Below are 20,937 nucleotides of genomic sequence, written 5' to 3'. Positions count from 1 at the left end.
GCCGCCGCGACGCAGTACAACAGGAAAACAATGAGCAGCGACAACACCATCCGTCTTCTTTTGATCAATGACGCGCCCACCGAAGCCCAACGGCTGGTGAGCATGCTGCACAACGCCGGCCGCCCCAATCGGGCCCAACACGTCGCCAGCGAGGCTGCCCTGACCAAACTCCTGCAGGAACACACCTGGGACCTGCTGATAGCCTCCGAGCAGAGCAAGCAGTTGGGGGCTGCGACCGCCATCCGCACCATTAACAAGCTGCAGAAAGACGTACCCACCGTCTTGCTGACCGAGCGCGAAGGTTCGCAGCCGGTAGTTGAAGGCCTCAAGTCCGGCGCCCGCGACGTAGTCACTGTGGATGAAGACCAGCACCTGTTGCTGGTCATCCAGCGCGAAATGACCGCCCTGCACGAGCGCCGACAGGCGCGCATGCACGACCGCCGTTATCACGCCACCCTGAACCGCGCCAAGGAGCTGCTCGACAGCTCAAAAGACGCCATCGCCTACGTCTCCGATGGCCTGATCGTCTATGCCAACGAATCCTTCGCCGAGCGTTTTGGCTATAGCGACCGCGACGATATTGAATACCAGCCACTGATCGACATGCTCACCGAGGGCGAGCAGGAAGATGCGCGCGAGTTCCTGCGCCAGTGCGCCATCAACAGCAACGAGGTGGAAGCACAGGAATGGCAATTCACCGCCAAAACCGCCAGCGGCGCCCCGCTGGGCACCAAGGCGGAGGTACTTTCCACCATCTACGATGAAGAGCGCTGCCTGCAGATTCGCATCGCCGCCAGCACCGGTAATACCGAAGAACTGGAAGCCAAGCTCAGTGAGGCGAAAGTCCGCGACGCCGCTACCGGCCTGTATAATCGTCAGCGCTTCGTACAGCTGCTCAATAACGCCATCCAGTCCGCCGCTGGCTCACAGCGCACCGGCGGCCTGATGTTTATCGAAATCGACCGCTTTGAAGAGTCGGTACAGCAAATTGTGGGCGTCGCCGGTGCCGATGACCTACACAAGAAATTCGCCGAGCTGCTACAGAGCAGCGTGCGCCGGGGCGACGTCCTGGCCCGCTACGGTGAAGAAAGCTACTGCCTGCTGATGCCGGAAACCACTCCGGACAGCGCGGAAATCCGATCCAAAGAACTGCTAAAAAAAGTGGCCGACACCATCTTCGAAGCCGCAGGCAAAACCCTGCACATCACTGCCTCGATCGGCATCTCCCTGCTGAGCGAGACCTCCGGCAACGCCGACAAGGTACTGGAGCAGGCCTCCAAGGCCCATGACCAGGCACTCAAGAAAGGCGACGGCAATGGCTTCGCGCTGTATGAGCCGGACAGCGAGCAGCAGGGCGACGCCAATACCTATCACCGCGCCCGTGTCACCCAGGCGCTGGAGGCCGGTAACCTCAAGCTCCTTTACCAGCCGATCCTGAGCCTGCAGGGCAGTGGCGAAAAAATTTACGAGGTGCTGGTACGCCTGGTGGACGGCAAGGAGGAGCTGGCTCCGCTGGCCTTCCTCGAAACCCTCGGCGATGCCGGTCTCTCCACCAAAATGGATCGCTGGGTAATCCTCAGCGCCATCAAGGCGGCCGCGGCACAGCGCGCCAAGGGAGAAGTGGTCTCGGTACTGCTGCACCTCACCGCCGCCTCCCTGACAGACGCCAGTCTCGCCGCCTGGCTGGGCGTCGCCTTCAAGGCCGCCAAGGTGCCACCCAATGCGGTCACCTTCCAGCTACGCGCGGAAGATATCAACAGCAACCTCCACGCCGCCCGCGACTTTACCAAGCAGGTGCAGGACATGGGCTGCCGCGTCGCCATTTGCCATTTCGGCACCGGCCTTAGCCCGTTCAAGGCCCTGGAGCACGTCAAAGTGGATATCGCCAAAATCGATGCCTCGTTCGTGCGCGAGGTGCAGGACCAGGGCGAGGACAGCGAAGGACTGGTCAAACTGGTTGGGCAGCTAAAAGAAATCGACACCCAGGTTATTGTCCCCCACGTCGAGCAGGCCAACATGCTGCCCACCCTGTGGCAGACCGGCACCGACTATATCCAGGGCTACTATGTGCAGCCGCCGGGGGATGAAATGGATTTTGACTTCAGTCTGGACTGATCAGAATCGGTGATATCAGGCGCCTGCTGACGCACAAAAAATTCTTCCGGGCGCCCAAACCAGATAACCTGCCAAACAGCCTTATGGTGCTTGTACCCCACTGTTGCAAGCACCATACTCGGCTCCGCTGGAGGAACGACCTCCCCCCACTCCGGGACAAATGACCAGGACGGCCTGGCTCCTACCTTTTAAACAGGAGGGCCACATGGCCTGGTTCTATCTTCTCGCAGCCGGCATCCTCGAGATCGTCTGGGCATTTTCCATGAAGCAGTCTCAAGGCTTCACCAAGCTCACACCGACGGTCATTACCATTGTTGCCATGATCGCCAGCTTCTGGCTGCTGGCACTTTCCATGCGCAGCCTGCCGCTCAGCACTGCCTATGTTATCTGGACAGGCATCGGCGCTGTCGGCGCCTTCCTGGTTGGCATCCTGGTACTGGGCGAACCGGCCAACGCTTTTAAAATCACCGCCGCGGTGCTGATTGTTTCCGGCCTGGTGATGATGAAATTGGCGAGCAGCTGATCCAAACCGTCGGACATTGGAAGAATTTCCACGGCCAGTTGCGCACTGGCCGTTTGACCCGCCATACCCCATACCCTATAAATTGGGTCGCGGAACACCTGCACGCCCCCTATTCGGGGTTTTTGTGCGGCGAAGAACTTACCGAATTCCCCTTCAAACACGCATAACACACGCATAACAACAATCACGGAGCCCTTAATGCAGCCCCAATTGTTTACCTCCAGTCTCGGCCGCCTGATCGGCGCCAGCCTGCTCGCCTGCAGCCTCGTCACTTTGAGCGCCTGCAGCAAAAATGAAGACACGGCTCGCCAGAAGCAGATCGAAGAGCCCCCTACCAGCACCGAGGGTGCAGCTGGCACTGCCGACCAACCGGAAAAATCCGCTCCCATGGCGGATAAAGGCGCCCCGGAATCCGGCGTTGATTACCACTCTTTTGCCAACACCAGCGATTACGTTGTCAAACACCTGGACTTGGACCTCACCGCCGATTTCGACAACAAGGTACTCAAGGGCGAGGCCATTCTCGACATCAAGCGCCTCACCCAGAAGAACCCGGAGCTGATTCTCGATACCCGCGATATCAACGTTACCGCGGTGCGTGCCGGTATGGGCGACAACCTACAGCCAGTCAAATTCACCATGGGTGAAACAGACCCGCACCTGGGCACGCCGCTGAAGATCAAGCTGCCCAAGGGTGCCAACCGGGTCGCTATTCAGTACCAGACCTCTCCCGGCGCTTCCGGTGTGCAGTGGCTGGAGCCGCAGCAGACCGCCGGTAAAAAACACCCCTTCCTGTTTACCCAGGCCCAGGCCATCCATGCGCGCAGCTTCATCCCCCTGCAGGACACCCCGCAGGTGCGTATGACCTACAAGGCCACCATCCGCACGCCGGAAGAATTGCGCGCGGTGATGAGCGCCAACAACGATCCGGAAGCAGAACTGGACGGCGTCTTCGAGTTTGAAATGCCCCAGGCCATTCCGTCCTACCTGATCGCCATCGGTATCGGCAATCTCGACTTCAAGGCCATGGGCGAGCGCACCGGCGTCTACGCTGAGCCGGAACTGCTCGAAGCAGCGGCAAAAGAGTTCGAAGACACCGAGGATATGCTCGAGGTCACCGAAGAAAACTTCGGCCCCTACCGCTGGGATCGCTACGACCTGCTGATCCTGCCCCCGAGCTTCCCGTTCGGCGGCATGGAAAACCCGCGCCTGAGCTTCATCACCCCGACCGTTATCGCCGGCGACAAGAGCCTGGTGGCGCTGATCGCCCACGAACTGGCGCACTCCTGGTCCGGCAACCTGATCACCAACGCCAGCTGGCGAGATCTGTGGCTGAACGAAGGTTTCACCACCTACCTCACCAACCGCATCATGCAGTTCGTATACGGTGACGAGCGCTACCAGATGGAAATGGCACTGGGTTACGACGACCTGAAAGCCGACCTGGACGACCGCGACGATAAAGACGAGATCATGGCCATCGACCTGCGCGGCCGCGATCCGGACGAAGTCTTCTCGAATATTCCCTACGAAAAAGGCTCCCTGTTCCTGTACGAGCTGGAGCAGAAGGTGGGTCGCGAGAACTTCGACAAATTCCTGATGGAGTACTTCAACCACTTTGCCTTCCAGAGTATTACCACCGAAGACTTTGTGAAGTACCTGGATCAGACCCTGCTGAAGCAGTACCCGGACAAACTGGACCGCGAGCGTATCCAGGAGTGGATTTTCAATCCGGGCATTCCGGAAGGTGCGCCGCAGCCCACTTCCGACGCCTTCACCAAGCTGGACCCGATCCGTGAGCAGTGGCTGAATGGCGAGATCAAGGCCAGCGACATCGACACCAAGGGCTGGACCTTCCACCAGTGGAAGTACTTCCTCGACGGCATGCCGGAAAAGCTGAGCGAAGATCAACTGAAGGAACTGGACAGCGCCTTCGACCTGACCCAGTCCAAGAACAACGAAATTGCCTTCAGCTGGCTGATGATCGCAGTGCGCAATGATTACGAGCCTGCGAATGCGCGCCTGGAAGATTTCCTGGTGAGTATCGGTCGCAACAAGTTCCTGCGTCCGCTGTACCGCAATATGGTGGAAAACGGCAAAACCGACGAAGCCAAGCGGATTTTCGAAAAGGCCAAGTCGGGTTACCACCCACTGACCGTGAAGGTGAACAGCAAGATTATCTACGGTGACTGATCGCCGCTAACCGCGGTTTACCAGCCCGACGTGTCTCGGCTAAGCCCGAGCGCAATGCCACTCATCGAAATGCCTCCCACCGCCCGAGCGGTGGGAGGCATTTTTTTGTAAGATCCGCACTCGCGTTGCGATCGTATGACTGGCCTGAAAGTTGCTGCAATTAAGACCAAGCTTTCTGGAAGCCAGACCAAAACCATGCACCACACCAGGTAACTCCCGCTCTCATGAAAATAATTCCCGCATTCGGACCCCAATCCCGAATCCTTGGCGCGGCCTGCGCACTCCTTCTTGCCTCCGCTTTTTCGTCTCCGCTACGCGCACAGGGTCCCAGCGCAGGGCCGGTCCCGGTACGCGCAGCAACCGTGGAGCTGGAGCAGATCTCCAACCCGGTAGAGGCACTGGGTACCGCCAGAGCCTGGGAGTTTGTATCCCTGCGTGCGGGAGTGACAGAACATATCAGTCGCATCAATTTCGAGAGCGGGCAGAAAGTTAACGCCGGCGATGTACTGGTGGAGCTGAGCCACGGTGAGGAACTGGCGGAACTGGCGGGCGCCCGCGCCACATTGGCGCGCTTCGAGCGCGATGAAAAGCGCCTGCGCGGACTGGTTGGCAAAAACCTCACCACCCGCGAGCAATGGGAGGCAGTGCAAACCCAGGTGGCGGAAACCCGCGCACTGATCGACGGTTTGCAGGCACGAATTGACGACCGCATTATCCGCGCGCCCTTTGACGGCCAGCTGGGGCTGCGCAACATCAGTGTGGGCAGCCTGGCCACCCCCACCACCGAGATCACTACCATTCAGGAGATCGACCGCCTGAAACTGGACTTCACCGTGCCCGAACGCCAGCTCTCCGCGATCTCCGGCGGCATGAAAATCGAGGCCCGCAGCCAGGCTCATCCCAAGCGAGTATTCAACGGTGAGGTGATGATTGTCGAAGCGCGTGTGGACCCGCAGACCCGCGCCTTCACCGTGCGTGGGCGCCTCGACAACCCGGACGGCCAGCTCAAGCCCGGCATGTTGTTGCGGGTAAAGATCATCAGTAACCCGCGCGAGGCCCTGACCATCCCAGAGGCGGCACTGGTGCCACTGGCCGGCGACCAGTCAGTGTATGTGGTGAAGCAGACCGACGGCGGAAATATGGTGCAACGTCGCGACGTGGAAATCGGGCAGCGTTATCAGGGCAAGGTGGAAGTACTTTCCGGCCTGTCCCAGGGCGATCAGGTGGTAACCCGTGGCACCCTGCATATCCGCGATGGCCAGGCCGTTTCGGTGAGCTCTGAACAGGGAGCCGCCAGCCAATGATCATTAGTGATACCGCGGTAAAACGCCCGGTTTTTGCGCTGGTTCTGTCCCTGCTGCTGGTGGTGTTCGGCCTGATCAGTTTCGACCGGCTGGCGCTGCGGGAATACCCGGACATTGACCCTCCCATCGTGTCCATCGACACCAACTACCCGGGCGCATCGGCCGATATTGTGGAGACCCGTATCACCCGCCTGATCGAGGACCGCATCGCCGGTATCGAGGGCATCAAGACGGTCAGCTCGTCCAGCACCGACGGGCGCTCGCGTATCTCCATCGAGTTCAATATCAACCGCGACGTGGACGGCGCCGCTAACGATATCCGCGACCGGGTTTCCGGGGTGCTGAACAACCTACCGGTGGAAGCGGATCCCCCCGAGATCGAAAAAGTCGACAGCAGTGACGACGTGGTGATCTGGCTCAACCTGACCTCAGACCGCTTAACGGTGCCAGAGCTCACCGACTACGCCAACCGCTACCTGGTGGACCGTTTCTCGGTGCTCGACGGCGTGGCGCGGGTGCGTGTGGGCGGAGCCAAAGACTTCGCCATGCGCATCTGGCTGGACCGCGGTGCGATGACCGCACACAACGTCACCAGCGCCGATATCGAACAGGCCCTGCGCGCGGAAAACCGCGAACTGCCAGCGGGTTATCTGGAGTCCAGCGATCGTCAGTTCACTCTGCGGCTACAACGCCAGTTCCAGAGCGCCGAGGATTTTGCGCGCCTCGCTATTGCTACCGGTGACAGTGGTCACGTGGTGCGTCTCGGCGATGTCGCGCGGGTGGAACTGGGCTCGGCAGAAGACCGCTCCACTTTCCGTGGCAACGGTGAACCCATGGTGGGTATCGGTATCACCCGCCAGTCCACCGGCAATATCGTGGCGGTGGCGGAAGCGGCCAAAGCGGAGATGCATGAGGTCAACAAGACCCTGCCCGACGGCATGCGCCTGAGCCAGAGTTACGACGCCTCGGTATTCGTATCCGAAGCCATCAAGGAGGTGTACACCACCCTCGCAATCGCGGTAATCCTGGTTACCCTGGTGATCTACCTGTTCCTCGGCAACTGGCGCGCCACCCTGGTGCCTGCGGTCACCGTGCCGGTATCCCTGATTGCCACGTCCATCCTGCTGTACGCCTTCGGTTTCAGTATCAACCTGCTGACGCTGTTGGCGCTGGTACTCGCCATCGGCCTGGTGGTGGACGATGCCATTGTGGTGCTGGAAAACATTTTCCGGCGCATGGACGAATACGGTGAACCACCGCTGCTGGCCGCATACCGCGGTGCACGCGAGGTGGGGTTTGCGGTAGTGGCCACCACCCTGGTTCTGGTCGCCGTATTTGTACCCATCACCTTCCTGGAAGGGGATATTGGCCGACTGTTTTCCGAATTCGCGCTGACCATGTCCGCGGCGGTGATCTTCTCCTCTATTACCGCACTGACCCTGTCGCCGATGCTGGCAGCGAAACTGATCCGCCCCAGTGATGGGCACAACGCCGCCACCCGACTCATGGACAACGCCCTCACCCGCATCCAGCGCCGCTATAGCGGCGGCCTGGATGTGCTGCTGCGCAAGCACTGGATTGCCGGCATCGTGTTTGCGGGCGTCATGGTATTCGCCGCGCTGGCCTTCCGCCTGATCCCCACCGAATACGCGCCGCGGGAAGATCGGGGCTCCTTCTTCCTGCTGGTCAACGGCCCTGAGGGCGCCAGCTACCAGTACATGCAGGAGTATATGGACACCATCGAAGAGCGGCTGATGCCGCTGGTGGAAAAAGGCTATGTAAACCGTCTGCTGGTGCGCTCGCCGCGATCTTTCGGCACCTCGGCCACCTTCAATACCGGCATGGTGATCTTCACCCTGGCCCCCTGGGACCAGCGCCCATCCGCTTTTGAATTGATGAACCAGGTACGCGCGGCAGTGAGCGACCTGAGCGGTGTGCGCGCCTTCCCGGTGATGCGCCAGAGCTTTGGCGGCGGCCTCGGCAAGCCGGTGCAGTTTGTACTCGGCGGTGGCAGCTACGAACAGCTGACCCAGTGGCGCGACCAGATGAACGCGGCCATCGAGGAGTCCAACCCCGGGCTGATCGGCGTCGACTGGGACTACAAGGAAACCCAGCCGCAGCTGCGTATCAATGTGGACTACGAGCGCGCAGCGGACCTCGGCGTGCAGGTGAGCGATGTAGGCAGCACACTGCAGACCATGTTCGGCTCGCTGCGTGCCACCACCTTTATCAACAATGGCGAAGAGTACGATGTCATCCTCGAAGGCGAACGCGAACTGCAGCGTACGCCCGACAGCCTGGAAAACCTCTATGTGCGCTCCCGTACCAGTGGCGAACTGATCCCCCTGCAAAGCCTGGTGGAAGTCAGTGAATATGCGGACTCTCCCCAATTGCAGCGCTATAACCGGGTGCGCTCCATCACCCTGGACGCCAACCTGGCAGACGGGCTGGTACTGGGTGAAGCACTGCAGTATCTGAACACGCTGGCGCAGGAGAATCTGGAGGGCTCGCCGGTGATCGACTACAAAGGCCAGTCGAAGAACTTCCAGGATTCCAGCAATACCATCCTGTTCGCCATTTTGCTCGGCGCGCTGGTGGTGTTCCTGGTGCTCGCCGCCCAGTTCGAGAGTTTTATCCACCCGCTGGTCATCATGTTCACCGTACCGCTGGCCATGGCCGGGGCGCTGCTAGGTTTGCTGCTCACCAACCAGTCCCTGAATATCTACAGCCAGGTGGGCCTGATCATGCTGGTGGGGCTGGCAGCCAAGAACGGCATTCTGATCGTGGAGTTCGCCAATCAGCTAAGAGACCGCGGCGTGGAATTCGGCCAGGCATTGCGCCAGGCCGCGGAAACCCGCCTGCGCCCGATCATGATGACCGGCATTACCACTGCCGCCGGCTCACTGCCGCTGCTGCTGTCCTCCGGCGCCGGCTCCGAAACTCGCGCAGTAATCGGAACCGTGGTGCTGTTTGGTGTACTGGCAGCGACACTGTTTACCGTATACATAGTGCCGGTGGCCTACGACGTACTGGCGCGGCGCACAAGCTCGCCGGGGCAGGTAGCGCGGGATGTGGCTGAGCTGGATGCACAGCACCCTGTGCAAAATCAGGATTGAGTGGCGGGGAAATTTGCGCCGGACTATCGAAGCCGGCGCTTTTCTCTTACTCTCTTGCACACTTTCACAAGTCGAGCGCAACTTTTTCGGGATTCGCCGCGTCTATTAATGGCCGGTCGCGATGCTTCGGCAATGGCAGGTCGCGACGCTGCGGGCACCGCAACCGAATTTCACTGGGAAGATACGCTAAAAGCAGACAGGGATTACTCATGATTATGGGCAAGCGAGCTCTCGCCGTCATCACGCTGATTACGCTGGCATTGTTTATGGCCGCCTGCGATCGACAGGTCTGCTACAAGGATGGAAATCGAGAGCGCAAGCCGCCGATGCCATTCGCCGCGACCAGCACCAACTTCAGCCCGGCCATCGCGCTGATTCAGCGGTTCTGACTTTCGTTATCCCTCTTCCGGTAACGCATCTCTAGCTGCTTCCCAGCCAGCTACCCTCCCAGCTTCTCTCCCAATAACTGGGCGATCTGGCGATCGTTCAGGCCAAACAGATAAAGCGCAGCATCCAGCCCAAACCCGTCGATGGCCTGGGGCGCTTCTGCCCGCACCTTGGGCTTGGCGTGAAAGGCGATACCCAGGGCGCCCAGCTGCAGCATCGGCAGGTCGTTGGCGCCGTCGCCAACGGCAACCACCTGGTCCAGCGACAGGTGCATTTCCTGCGCAATTTCCTGCAACAGCAACGCCTTGCGCGCGCCATCCACAATCGGATCGATCACCTCACCGGTGAGTGCTCCGCCGTCAAACTCCAGCTGATTCGCATGAATCACATCCACCGCCAGGTGGTTGTCTTTCAGGTAATTGGCGAAGTAGGTAAAACCGCCGGAGAGGATCGCGGTTTTGCACCCCAATGCACGTAATGCACGCAGCAGGCGCGGCGCGCCGGGCATGATCGGCAATTGCGGGGCAATCTCCGCTAGGCTGGTTTCCGTGAAACCCCGCAACAGCCCCATGCGCTTGCGGAAGCTCTGCTGAAAATCCAGCTCACCTCGCATGGCGGACAGAGTAATTTCCGCGACCTGGTGGCCAACGCCGGCGATCTTCGCAAGCTCGTCAATAACTTCCGCCTGAATCAGGGTGGAGTCCATGTCAAAGCAGGCGAGGCGCGGAGCGCGCTGTGTGGCGCCGGGCTGCAGGATGAGTTCGACACTTTGCTCCTCTGCCAGTGCCAGCAGCGCCACGCGCGCATCGTGAAACTCCAGGTCACCTTCCAGTTGCAAGCGAATCGCGCAACAGTCTGCGCGACTGGCGAGAATATCCAACCTGGTAACAGTCCAGCCCTGCTCTTCCACAAACGCATTTATCGCCTGCAGCGATGATGACTCCACCTGTGGGGCGAGAAGAGTCAGGCACCAGGGCGCGGTTACCGCTGAGGGCGATTCTGGCAGCTGCGCGTCTACAGACTGCGCAAATACCTGCTGGCAGAGGGCGGCGAGAGAGGAATAACTGGGTGCGTCCATGACTGACTCTTGTTGGCTTTTTGTTCGCTTCACAATGACTTCACGGCGCCCCCTGCAGTCGAGAGCCCCGGAAAAGGCCGCGCATTATAGCGCGGCGCCTTTTTTCGCTGAAGAAGTGGGATAAAATCAGCCGATGCACTCTGTGCGAAAACAGACCCGCGACAACATACACGCGAAAACATAACAAGATGAAAAACCTCCTCGCCAGCCTGTCCGATTTTTCCCGCAGCCTGCCCCAGTGGCTCGCAGGCCTCACTCGCACCCAGCAGCGCCAGTTGCTGGCGGCCGCCATCTGGCTCACCCTCGCCGGATTCTGCCTGGCGACGCTGGGCCATGCTTACGGCCAGCAGCAGTCGTCCGCCATCGCCCGCGACAGGGCAAGCGCCAGTGCAGCGGCAAAGCTGCTGGCGAGCCAGAGCCTGGAACAGATCGTCGCCGGAGACCGCATCAGCCTGCAGATGCTGGCCCAGCAGGCACTGGCGCTGCCGTCGGTGCACGGCGTAACCATTCAGGATGTGGATTCGAGCCCGCTGGCCCAGGCTGGTGAGCGAAACCGCGGTGAGATGATTACCGAGCCGGTAGTGCTGCACGACAGCCTTGCCGGCAGTGTGGCACTCAACATTCAGCCCGGGATGTCGGTCACCTATCCCTGGGCCAGCCTGCTGCTTTGCCTGATATTCGCGCTCCCGTTCAGCGCCGCCTGTGCGCTCGCGGTAAGCCAGGTTAAACCGCAGCAGCAGCGCAAGCCGCTGGTTGTCCCCAAGGCCAAGCCCAAACCGCCGCCGGAAGTCACTGCCGGCCTGTACCTGCGCCCGCTGAACTGGGCCCAGTTGGGCAACCAGCTATCTCGCAGCGCAATGAACAGTCTGCAGGCCGAGCTCGAGGAACGCTTAAAACTGCTGACCCGAATCTACGACGCGCGACCGCTGCCCAGCGCCGGCCCCTCCGTGGGGCTGGGGTTTGCCGGCGACGATGCCGCTTTCCGCGCGGTGTGCGCGGGCCTGCTGTTGCGCGGACTGCAACAGTCGAGCCGGGCCACCGGACTTCAGCTGGCACTGGCGGTGCTACCTACCCGGCCAGAGCAGTTCGATTTCGGAGGCGAACAACTGTTGAGTCAGTCCCGCGGCCTGGCGCTACACCCGCAACTGCAAGATGACGAGTCCCTTGAAGACCGGATCCAGTGCCACACCACCAGCTGGGGGGCCGAGATCACCGGGCTCAACCCGAAACTGCAGCAGCTACTGGACAACCAGTTGCAGCAATTGGTGTCCAGTTGAGGACGAACTGCTTATATCCCACCGCTTTTTAATTGCGTTTTTGTTGTTGCAATCCTCTCTAAATCTTCGTGATCCGGTCTTCGCGACCCTTAAATAACCTCCACTTGGGTTTCGGTTTGTCGTCTGCCGCTTTCGGCCGGCGATCAAGCCGAAGATAAAAAGGTTCGCCCGCCCTCGCGGCGTGGAGGTTTTCATGAAGCGCTCTCTCGCAGGACTCTCCAGCGGAGTCGGAGCCGTGGCTCTGTTGGTATTGTCCGGCTGTACCAGCATGGAGGACATGACCGATACCACAACGGCTATCAACCGTACCGACCAGGGCCCCGGGTACTACTCGGTGCAAAGCCGGTACTACCACTGCCACCAGAACGGGCGCTGCCACAACGTCCGTCACCCCAATTACTACATGCGCGGCGGCGGCTATCGCACGGATATGCCCCGACACCGGGTCCATCAGCCTCGCTGATTCCTCGTCAATCCAACGCAAAACGTAAAACAGAACACTGGTAACCACCGTTGGCCGACACGCGCGTGCCGACAGTGTGACTACCTGTTGCCTGCCCCTAGGAGGTCTCTTATGAAGAGCATCATCAGAAAAGGCCTGTTGGCCGTAACCGTATTTGGCACACTGACACTGGGTGCCTGTGTTTCCGATGGCTACTACAGCTCCGGCACGACGGGATATTCGACTTATCCCTACTCGCGGCCCTACGTGTACCCCTCCGGCAGCGTTTCCTTCTACTACTCGTCGCCACGCTATTACCGCTACGGGTATCCTCGTTACTACCGCGGTGGCTACTACCGCTATCACGGACGCCACTACTACAACCGTCACCACCGCTACTATCAAAACCGTCCGTACAACCGTCCGGGCCGTCCCAGTGGTGGTCACCACTACCATCGTCCCGGCGGCCGTCCTTCACACCACGGCCACCGCAGTGGCGGCCATCGTCGCCGCTAAGGCCTGGCTCACAACCTGGACGTGAAGTAGGACCAGGGTATGAGGCCGACTCATACCTTGGTCATACAGACCCGCAACTCCCGCCGCTGCTAGGATTTCTCCAAAGAATAAGCATCTGCGGGAGTTTGCCGTGCAGCAGAACCAACCACATTCCGTCCTGATTACCGGTTCCACCAGTGGCATCGGCCTTGCCATCGCCCACTGTTTCGCGCGCGCCGGTCACCACGTCATGCTGCATGGCCTCGCCGATGGTGAAACCGCACGCGCTCTGCTGTCAGAGTTTTCTGGCTACGCCGGGAAGCAGGGCTTCAGCTCCGCCAATATCGCCACCGAACAGGGCTGTGCCCAGCTGGTGGCAGACACCCGTGAGGCCATCGGCAACCCATCGGTTCTGATCAACAATGCCGGTATCCAGCACACCGCCACCGCGCACGAGTTCCCCGCGGAAAAGTGGCATCAGATCCTGGCGATCAACCTGAGTGCAAGCTTCTTTCTCTGCCGCGACCTGCTGCCTGCCATGCGCACTGCCGGCTGGGGTCGGATCATCAATATTGCATCGGTACACGGGCTGGTAGCATCGGAACAAAAATCCGCCTACTGCGCGGCCAAGCACGGTCTCGTCGGTCTCACCAAAGTACTGGCGCTGGAAAATGCCGACCGCAATATCACCGCCAATGCCATCTGTCCGGGCTGGGTGGAAACGCCACTGATCCAGCCACAGATCGAGAACATCGCACGGGAGCAGCAGCTGGATATGGAGAGCGCCCGCGCGGAACTGGTCGGTGCCAAGCAGCCCATGGCGCGCGCTACTCGCCCCGATGCCATCGGTGAGCTGGCACTGTATCTGTGTGGAGAGTTCGCCAGCACCATTACCGGTGCGGCCCTGCCGGTGGACGGTGGATGGAGCGCACAGTAGTATCCGTTGCACCCGATTCATTTTTTCTTCAGGGTGCTGCCGTGAATTATCAATTGCTGATTGCCGATGACCATCCGCTGTATCGCGATGCGCTGGCAACCACCCTTACACCGCATTTCCCCAATGCGGACCTGCTGCAGAGTGAGGATCTCGAATCCACGCTCGAGCGCCTCGGCAATTCCGAGATCGACCTGCTGTTACTGGACCTGAATATGCCGGGCAGCGAAGGGTTCAGTGGCCTGGCGCGGATCCGTAACGACTTCCCGGCGGTACCTGTGGTCGTGGTTTCCGGCAGTGACCGTCACACCGTTATCCAACAGGCGGCCGGTCTCGGAGCCAGTGGATTTCTCTCCAAAACGGCGCGGCCGGACGAAATACTGCAGTGTATTGAGTGCGTGCTGGCGGGCGACCAGTGGTTCAGTGAAGAGGCGTTACAGGCCGAGAGTGAAAGCGCGCTGGCAGAAAAGCTGAACCAGCTAACTCCGCAGCAGTTGAAGATTTTCCAGATGATTGCCCAGGGCATGCTGAACAAGCAGATTGCCTATGACCTGGATATTACCGAGCCCACCGTCAAAAGCCATGTAACGGCCATTCTGCGCAAGCTGGAGCTACGCGACCGCAAGCAGCTGATTCGCGAGGCGCAGGCGCTGATCCAGATCTGACAGCGCCCACAGCATTTCCCCATCAAATAAAATGCTGCACCTTGTTCTTGTAGCTACGGCTCATTTTCAGGCGCTCACCGTTATTCAACACCAGGTGGTATTCACCGTTGATGTGCGCACAGATCTCGCGCACGCGTTTCAGATTTACGATGGTTGAGCGGTGAATACGCTGGAACACCTTCGGGTCCAGCTGCTGCTCCAGTTCCTTCATGGTAATGCGCATCACATGGGTCTCGCCGTTGGCGTGCACACACATGTAGTCACCGGCGGCGTCGATCCAGTCGATTTCCCGCGCCGGTACCAGGGTGATTTTCCCGGAGTCCTTGATCGCGATTTTCTCCGGGAAACGACTGTTGCCCAGTTCGCCCGCGGCCAGTTTTTCCTCCAGTGCTGCCGGCGACTCCTGGGTAAGGTCGGCCACCGCTTCCAGTAGCTGCTCCCGTTGCGCGGCAATATTTTCACTGCCGAGTTTTTCCCGCACCCGCTCCAGGGCGCGACTGAGGCGGTCTTCCTCGATGGGTTTCAGCACATAGTCCACGGCATTGACTTCAAAGGCCTCGACCGCGTACTGGTCGTAGGCAGTGACAAACACGATCTGTGGAATTTCTTCTTCCGGCAGCAGCTGTACCAGCTCGAGACCGGTGACGCCCGGCATCTGGATATCCAGAAAGGCAACATCCGGCTTTAAACTCAAGATCTGCTCTTTGGCCTCACGACCATTGCCGCACTCCGCCACCACCTCGACACCGCCGAGATTCTCCAGGCGCAACCGCAAGCCGCGACGGGCCAGGGGCTCATCGTCCACGATTATGACTTTCAGACTGTCACTACTCACCGTTCATCACTCCAACTTTGAAAACTGTTTCCCTGTGGCCCGGTCTTCCGCTAATGCCTGCGACTGATGCCTGTTACTGGTACCTACGTAGTACCCACAACAATGGAAAGTGCGTTACTCCCGCTCGAAGGGAATACGCAAATGTACTGCGAGGCCGCCTTCCGGGCGATTACAGAAGCGCGTCTTCTGCTCTACCCCGTACAGCGCCTGCAGGCGCTCGCAGGTATTGCGAATGCCGACACCGCTACCGCTGCCCAGTCGTGACAGCTCTGCCTCCGGCACACCGGGGCCGTTATCACTAATTTCCAGCAGCAGTTCACCGGCAAACACCCGCGCCTTGATGGTGATCTCGCCGCCCCACTCCCGCTGGGAGATGCCATATTTAATGGCATTCTCCACGATGGGCTGCAGCAGCAGACTGGGAACCAGCGCCTGTGACGCTTCCCCTTCCAGGTCCACATTCACTTGCAGGCGATCGGCAAAGCGCACTTTTTCGATATCCAGGTAGAGCATCAGTGCCTCCACCTCTTTCGCCAAGGTCACCTTCTGCATCGGATCGTTGTCCAGCGAGTGCCGCAGGAACTGGGACAGACGCGTCACCATACTGTTCGCGGTCTTGCCATCCTGATCCAGGATCAGGGTAGAAATCGCATTCAGGGTATTAAACAGGAAGTGCGGGTTGAGCTGGTAGCGCAGCATTTTCAGCTGCGACTGGTGCGCAATGGACTCCGCGCGCAGCGCCTTCTCCTGTTGCAGCAATGAGGCCTGATAGTACTTGATGCCGTAGTAGAGTGCGGTCCAGGTCATATAGATCAGGAACGAATAGGAAAACCAGTAGACCCCCAACACCAGCGGATGCTCTTCACTCTCCTTGCCATACAGCCACAGGTTGCCGCCAAACTTGATCGCCGCCCACAGCGCTGCACCCACAATGATCACCGCGAGGGTACCAAGAAGACGCTGCACCGGCTGCTTGTCCCACAGGCGCTGAAAACCCCGGCGCATGCCCTCGGATATCGCGATACCGGATGCGGTGGCCACAGCGATATAACCGGAGTACAGCCAGTGGTTCTCCACCCAGAAAAAGCCGCCGATAAACGTCAGCAGGGTATACCCCGCCCAGCCGCTCCACTGCAGCGCCCAGTACTGGTTGCGCTCGGAGGCCAGCCAGTCCGACAGCCAGTTGAAAACAGAAGTACCCATAATTCTCCAAACATGCGCAGAAAGTGCGCCAATCTGGGAAAATAGCCTAATTGAGGGCGAGCGCGGACGAAAGACCAACAACCGCAACATTCAGACGGACTGCCGCAGAATAGGGTCCAGCAACGAGCTACGGTGGGGAGATATGCAATGAATTACTGGTTATTCAAGTCGGAGCCAGACGAATACAGCCTGGATGACCTGAAAGGCGAGCCCGGTCAGACTGGCCGCTGGGACGGCATCCGCAACTATCAAGCGCGCAATTTCCTGCGGGATCAAGTGGAAGAGGGCGACGGTGTGCTGCTCTATCACAGCGCCTGCAAGGTTCCCGCCGTTGCCGGCACGGCGCGTGTGGTGCGCAGCGCCTATCCGGATCCGGCGCAATTTGACCCGGAGAGCAAATACTACGATCCCAAGGCCAGTAGTGAAAATCCCCGCTGGTTCTGCGTGGATATCCAGTGGCAGAGTGAATTTGCCCGGCCGGTATCACTGAAAGCGATCAAGCAGAATCCGGAACTGGCGGAGATGGTGCTGGTTAAGCAGGGGCGCCTTTCAATCCAGCCGGTAACTGCGGCGGAGTGGAAGCTCATGGAGAAGCTAGGCAATTAATTCCTCACCGCATCATATAAATTCCGCAATTTCCTCCAATGGCTTTTTGCTGATTGCGGGTACCTGCGCGCCGTTTTCCGGGAGGCCCGCCACCACGATCATATAGGGACGTTCGTTGCTTGGCCTGCCCAGGATCTGCCCCAGGAACTTCATCGGACTCGGTGTATGGGTCAGCGTGGCGACACCGGCGTTGTGCAGGGCGGCCAGCAACATACCGGTGGCAATACCCACTGACTCTGACGTGTAGTAATTCTTGCGCTGCTCCCCGCCCCCCCCTTCGGAAAATTTTTTCAGGAAAATCACGATCAGGTAGGGTGCGGTTTCCAGAAAGGGCTTGTGCGCGTCGGTGCCCAACGGCGCCAGGGCGTCCAGCCACTCCTCGGATGCGCGTCGCTGGTAAAACTCGCGCTCTTCCGCCTCCGCCGCCAGCCGTATCTCTTTTTTCACTGCCGCCGACTCCACCACGCAAAAGTGCCAGGGCTGCATATTGGCGCCGCTGGGCGCGCTACCGGCGGTCAGCACCGCTTGCTCGATCACTTCGCGGGGCACCGGTTTACTGGAAAAATCCCGCACCGAACGGCGCTGCCTCATCCAGTGGTAGAAGGACCGCGCGCGTTCAAGCTTGGTGGCGTCATCGAACTGCTGGAATTCCAGCGGCAGGAATTTTTCAGACTCTGCCATCACACGACACCTTTGGTGCGTGCAATAAACAGGCTCAGGAGTGACAACAGCGTGAGCACCGCGAGAATAATGCCGAGCAATAGAAAGGGCCGAAACGGTTTGCGCTCAACATCGTTGTGACCGCTTTTCAGATAACGATCAACCCTGGCCTGGTCTTCGTCGGAGAGCTTTTTCGGCGGGATAGTGGAATCAGAACCTGAGCTGGGCTCTGGACTGGACTCTGAATTGGACATAGATAACCCGGGTTATTTTTTATTGTGATGACCCGAGTTTAGGAGATTCACCGCAATGAAAAAAGCCCCGCGATTGCGGGGCTTTTCCGGATCTGGTTACACCGCCAAGGGTCAGAACAGCTCTTCTTCCAGATCCATCAGGGTTTCGCTGCCGGCCTGCACACTCTCTGCCAGAGCGCGGGTCTGCGGCAACAGGCGGGCAAAGTAGAAGCGCGCGGTCTTGAGCTGACTGCGATAGAAGTCGTCTTGCTGCCCCGCAGCCACACTCGCTACCTTGGCCCACATGAACGCGTAGGCCACAAAGCCGAACAGGTGCAGGTATTCCACAGAAGCGGCACCGGGGGCATTCGGGTCGGTCTTGGCGGCTTCGATTACCGCTGCAGTCACATCCTTGAGACGCTGCAATTCGGTCGCCAGCGGCACGATGAATTCCGCCACCGCTTCGTTCTCTGCATTGGCATTGATGAATGCCTGTACGTCCGCAGCGAACAACTCGAAGAAGGCGCCACCGTTGGCCACGGTCTTGCGCCCGATCAGGTCCAGCGCCTGGATACCATTGGTACCTTCGTAGATTTGGGTAATGCGTACATCGCGCACCAGCTGCTCCTGGCCCCACTCGCGGATATAGCCGTGGCCACCGAACACCTGCTGGCCGAGCACGGTGCACTCCAGTCCCTTATCGGTAAAGAACGCCTTGGCTACCGGGGTCAGCAGGGCCACCATGGCTTCCGCATGCTGCTTTTCTTCACCCTCGCCGAATTTGGCAATGTCGAGCCACTTCGCCACATAAGTGGACAGCGCGCGAGCGCCACCAATGTAGGCCTTCTGGGTAAGCAGCATACGGCGCACGTCCGGGTGCACGATGATCGGGTCGGCGGCCTTTTCGGGCTGCTTGGTACCTGCAGGGGAGCGGCTCTGCACGCGATCGCGGGCGTATTCGATAGCGCTCTGGTAGGAACGCTCGGACGCGCCAAGGCCCTGGATACCCACACCCAGGCGCTCGTAGTTCATCATGGTAAACATGGCCGCCAGGCCCTTGTTCACCTCGCCCACCAGCCAGCCCTTGGCACCGTCGTAATTCATTGCACAGGTCGCGGACGCCTTGATACCCATCTTGTGCTCGATGGAACCACAGTTGACCGCGTTGCGCTCACCCAGGCTGCCATCGTCGTTGACCAGGATCTTCGGCACCAGGAACAAAGAAATGCCCTTCGGCCCCTTGGGCGCGTCCGGCAGCTTGGCCAGTACCAGGTGAATGATGTTTTCCGACAAGTCGTGGTCGCCGCCGGTAATAAAGATCTTGCTGCCGGTAATGCTGTAGCTGCCATCGTCCTGCGGCTCCGCCTTGGTGCGGATAATGCCGAGGTCGGTGCCGGCGTGGGGCTCGGTCAGGTCCATGGCACCAGCCCAGGTGCCGGCGTACATGTTGGGCAGGTATTTCTGCTTAAGCTCCTCACTGCCGTGGGCATCAATCGCCAGGCAGGCACCGTTGGTCAGTACCGGGTACAGGGCAAAGGAGATGTTGGCCGCACAGATCATTTCTTCCATCTGTGCGCCAAGCATTTTCGGCATGCCCATACCACCGAACTCCGGGTTGCCCACCAGTGCACCCCAGCCGCCTTCACAGTAGGTGGCGTAGGCTTCCGGGAAACCTTTCGGCGTGGTCACCACGCCGTCGTTCCACTGGCAGCCTTCTTCATCACCGGAGCGGTTGATCGGATCCAGGGTATTGGCGGCCAGTTTGGCCATCTCTTCCAGAATCGCATCGGCGGTATCACGGTCGGCCACTTCGGCCAGTGCGGGCAGACGCGCCCACAGCTTGTCGGCCTCAAAAACCTCGTGCAGCAGGAAGTTCATCTCGCGCAACGGCGCCTTGTAGTCAGCCATTTTCTCGCCTCATTTTTCTGAATCTGATCAATCTGGCGGTGAAATCAATCACCCGTTTCAAACATTTGTTTGAATTTAGAAGGGCAAGCGCTTTTTGTCAAACCGTAGGGAGCCTGGCCGAGATTACCAACGCTTGCACTTCGGTCACTGCAAGGTTGCGAGAGGACTAAATACTGGTTATTTGTGACCATGACGAATTGGTCAGACCTACTGGTCATTTTCTTTGAGGTGGGGCACAGGTGGCGCGTCATTTAGTTACAGATGCAACTTTCACCAAAGAATCATCCTGAATTGTTGCCTGTTACAACACAGACGTGATCACAAATACGTCATAAACAAAATAATATCCGTAAAGGAGTCATTTCCAATGGGACTTCCATACCTCAAGACGAGCGCAGCTCTACTTGCTATCGCCATTTCTGCAACCGGCTGCGTCAAGATGGACGGTAAGGTCAACGGCGGCGGCACCATGAATTCCATGGGCGGCGCCGGCAAGGCCGTTATGACCTTCAACGCCGAGCGCTGTGACGAACAGCCCGTTAAAGGGCAGGTGAACTTCCAGGACAAAACCGCCATCGATTGGGAAAACGACGGTGGTGTTAGCTTTCGCGCAAATGTGGTGCAGGCAGGTTTATGTGGTGAAGATATTGAGTTTAGCGGAGATGCCGCACTGGCCTGCGACCAGAGGTGCGGCCCCGGTGAATTCGAAGTGACCTTCGAATACGACTCCACCAACCCGCAACTACCCGGCGAGGGTACCGGTGTCGCCTGCATGGTCGACTGGGGCGAGGGAGTCAACGCGTCTTACCGCATCAATGGCATGGCCAGCATCAGTGTCGATACCGGCCCATATTCCAGCTATGCCAATCGCGGCGCGCTGAGTGGCAACGTGCAAACCATGGAATGCCCTTCCGCTAAAAACAATAAAAACGACGAAGAAAACGGCTGATTGCCCGCAAAAGA

At 59.3% G+C, this 20,937-nt stretch carries 19 protein-coding genes; 13 read left to right on the top strand and 6 right to left on the bottom strand.

What is annotated here, in order from left to right:
• Positions 1-30 precede the first annotated feature (30 nt).
• The 6 genes from LC059_RS09770 to LC059_RS09745 all read left to right on the top strand — a co-directional run bounded on the left by LC059_RS09770 (position 31) and on the right by LC059_RS09745 (position 9,640).
• Complete coding sequence (locus tag LC059_RS09770) at positions 31-2,115, top strand: EAL domain-containing protein (RefSeq protein ID WP_226703663.1); 2,085 nt, start codon at positions 31-33, stop codon at positions 2,113-2,115.
• Positions 2,116-2,320: 205 nt separating this feature from the next.
• Complete coding sequence (locus tag LC059_RS09765; RefSeq protein ID WP_226703662.1) at positions 2,321-2,638, top strand: DMT family transporter; 318 nt, start codon at positions 2,321-2,323, stop codon at positions 2,636-2,638.
• Between the two features lie 198 nt (positions 2,639-2,836).
• Positions 2,837-4,831, top strand: a complete 1,995-nt coding sequence (locus tag LC059_RS09760; protein ID WP_226703661.1) for a M1 family metallopeptidase — start codon at positions 2,837-2,839, stop codon at positions 4,829-4,831.
• A gap of 224 nt (positions 4,832-5,055) precedes the next feature.
• A complete protein-coding gene (locus LC059_RS09755; RefSeq protein ID WP_226703660.1) occupies positions 5,056-6,135 on the top strand; it encodes an efflux RND transporter periplasmic adaptor subunit in 1,080 nt (359 codons plus the stop codon).
• Complete coding sequence (locus LC059_RS09750; protein ID WP_226703659.1) at positions 6,132-9,251, top strand: efflux RND transporter permease subunit; 3,120 nt, start codon at positions 6,132-6,134, stop codon at positions 9,249-9,251. The genes LC059_RS09755 and LC059_RS09750 overlap by 4 nt, the downstream gene beginning before the upstream one ends.
• A 209-nt stretch (positions 9,252-9,460) precedes the next feature.
• Positions 9,461-9,640 carry a hypothetical protein gene (locus LC059_RS09745; RefSeq protein ID WP_226703658.1) on the top strand — a complete coding sequence of 60 codons (180 nt, stop codon included), beginning with the start codon at positions 9,461-9,463 and terminating at the stop codon, positions 9,638-9,640.
• Between the two features lie 50 nt (positions 9,641-9,690).
• Here the strand turns inward: LC059_RS09745 and serB are convergent, their stop codons facing one another.
• Positions 9,691-10,716 carry a phosphoserine phosphatase SerB gene (serB, locus tag LC059_RS09740; protein ID WP_226703657.1) on the bottom strand — a complete coding sequence of 342 codons (1,026 nt, stop codon included), beginning with the start codon at positions 10,714-10,716 and terminating at the stop codon, positions 9,691-9,693.
• Positions 10,717-10,904: 188 nt separating this feature from the next.
• On the opposite strand from serB, the gene LC059_RS09735 reads away from it, so the two are divergent.
• The 5 genes from LC059_RS09735 (at position 10,905) to LC059_RS09715 (ending at position 14,529) form a co-directional block, all read left to right on the top strand.
• On the top strand, positions 10,905-11,993 hold the full coding sequence (locus tag LC059_RS09735) for a hypothetical protein (protein ID WP_226703656.1): 1,089 nt from the start codon (positions 10,905-10,907) through the stop codon (positions 11,991-11,993).
• A 193-nt stretch (positions 11,994-12,186) separates the two neighbouring features.
• On the top strand, positions 12,187-12,456 hold the full coding sequence (locus tag LC059_RS09730; protein WP_226703655.1) for a hypothetical protein: 270 nt from the start codon (positions 12,187-12,189) through the stop codon (positions 12,454-12,456).
• 111 nt (positions 12,457-12,567) lie between these two features.
• A complete protein-coding gene (locus LC059_RS09725) occupies positions 12,568-12,951 on the top strand; it encodes a hypothetical protein (RefSeq protein WP_226703654.1) in 384 nt (127 codons plus the stop codon).
• A gap of 130 nt (positions 12,952-13,081) precedes the next feature.
• Positions 13,082-13,867 carry a 3-hydroxybutyrate dehydrogenase gene (locus tag LC059_RS09720; protein WP_226703653.1) on the top strand — a complete coding sequence of 262 codons (786 nt, stop codon included), beginning with the start codon at positions 13,082-13,084 and terminating at the stop codon, positions 13,865-13,867.
• Positions 13,852-14,529, top strand: coding sequence for a response regulator (locus LC059_RS09715; protein ID WP_226703652.1), 678 nt, complete (start codon positions 13,852-13,854; stop codon positions 14,527-14,529). Before LC059_RS09720 ends, LC059_RS09715 begins: the two co-directional genes overlap by 16 nt.
• A 22-nt stretch (positions 14,530-14,551) precedes the next feature.
• On the opposite strand, the gene LC059_RS09710 is transcribed toward LC059_RS09715, so the two are convergent.
• On the bottom strand, positions 14,552-15,364 hold the full coding sequence (locus LC059_RS09710; RefSeq protein WP_226703651.1) for a LytR/AlgR family response regulator transcription factor: 813 nt from the start codon (positions 15,362-15,364) through the stop codon (positions 14,552-14,554).
• 114 nt (positions 15,365-15,478) lie between these two features.
• Positions 15,479-16,567, bottom strand: a complete 1,089-nt coding sequence (locus LC059_RS09705; protein ID WP_226703650.1) for a sensor histidine kinase — start codon at positions 16,565-16,567, stop codon at positions 15,479-15,481.
• A gap of 147 nt (positions 16,568-16,714) precedes the next feature.
• Here LC059_RS09705 and LC059_RS09700 point away from each other — a divergent pair, with 147 nt between their 5' ends.
• Positions 16,715-17,173, top strand: coding sequence for an EVE domain-containing protein (locus tag LC059_RS09700; RefSeq protein ID WP_226703649.1), 459 nt, complete (start codon positions 16,715-16,717; stop codon positions 17,171-17,173).
• Positions 17,174-17,185: 12 nt separating this feature from the next.
• Here LC059_RS09700 and LC059_RS09695 read toward each other — a convergent pair whose 3' ends face one another.
• The 3 genes from LC059_RS09695 to LC059_RS09685 form a co-directional block, all read right to left on the bottom strand.
• Positions 17,186-17,854 (bottom strand): nitroreductase family protein, encoded by a 669-nt coding sequence (locus LC059_RS09695; RefSeq protein WP_226703648.1) that lies wholly within the window; start codon positions 17,852-17,854, stop codon positions 17,186-17,188.
• A complete protein-coding gene (locus LC059_RS09690) occupies positions 17,854-18,087 on the bottom strand; it encodes a DUF3094 family protein (protein ID WP_226703647.1) in 234 nt (77 codons plus the stop codon). The genes LC059_RS09695 and LC059_RS09690 overlap by 1 nt, the downstream gene beginning before the upstream one ends.
• A gap of 111 nt (positions 18,088-18,198) precedes the next feature.
• Positions 18,199-19,974, bottom strand: a complete 1,776-nt coding sequence (locus tag LC059_RS09685) for an acyl-CoA dehydrogenase C-terminal domain-containing protein (protein WP_226703646.1) — start codon at positions 19,972-19,974, stop codon at positions 18,199-18,201.
• A 367-nt stretch (positions 19,975-20,341) separates the two neighbouring features.
• Here LC059_RS09685 and LC059_RS09680 point away from each other — a divergent pair, with 367 nt between their 5' ends.
• On the top strand, positions 20,342-20,923 hold the full coding sequence (locus tag LC059_RS09680; protein ID WP_226703645.1) for a hypothetical protein: 582 nt from the start codon (positions 20,342-20,344) through the stop codon (positions 20,921-20,923).
• Positions 20,924-20,937: the final 14 nt, after the last annotated feature.

Origin of the sequence: Microbulbifer elongatus, assembly GCF_020524885.1 — a bacterium.
In the GTDB taxonomy this organism is placed as follows: Bacteria; Pseudomonadota; Gammaproteobacteria; order Pseudomonadales; family Cellvibrionaceae; genus Microbulbifer; species Microbulbifer elongatus_A.
This window is presented reverse-complemented; position numbering and strand designations above follow the sequence as displayed.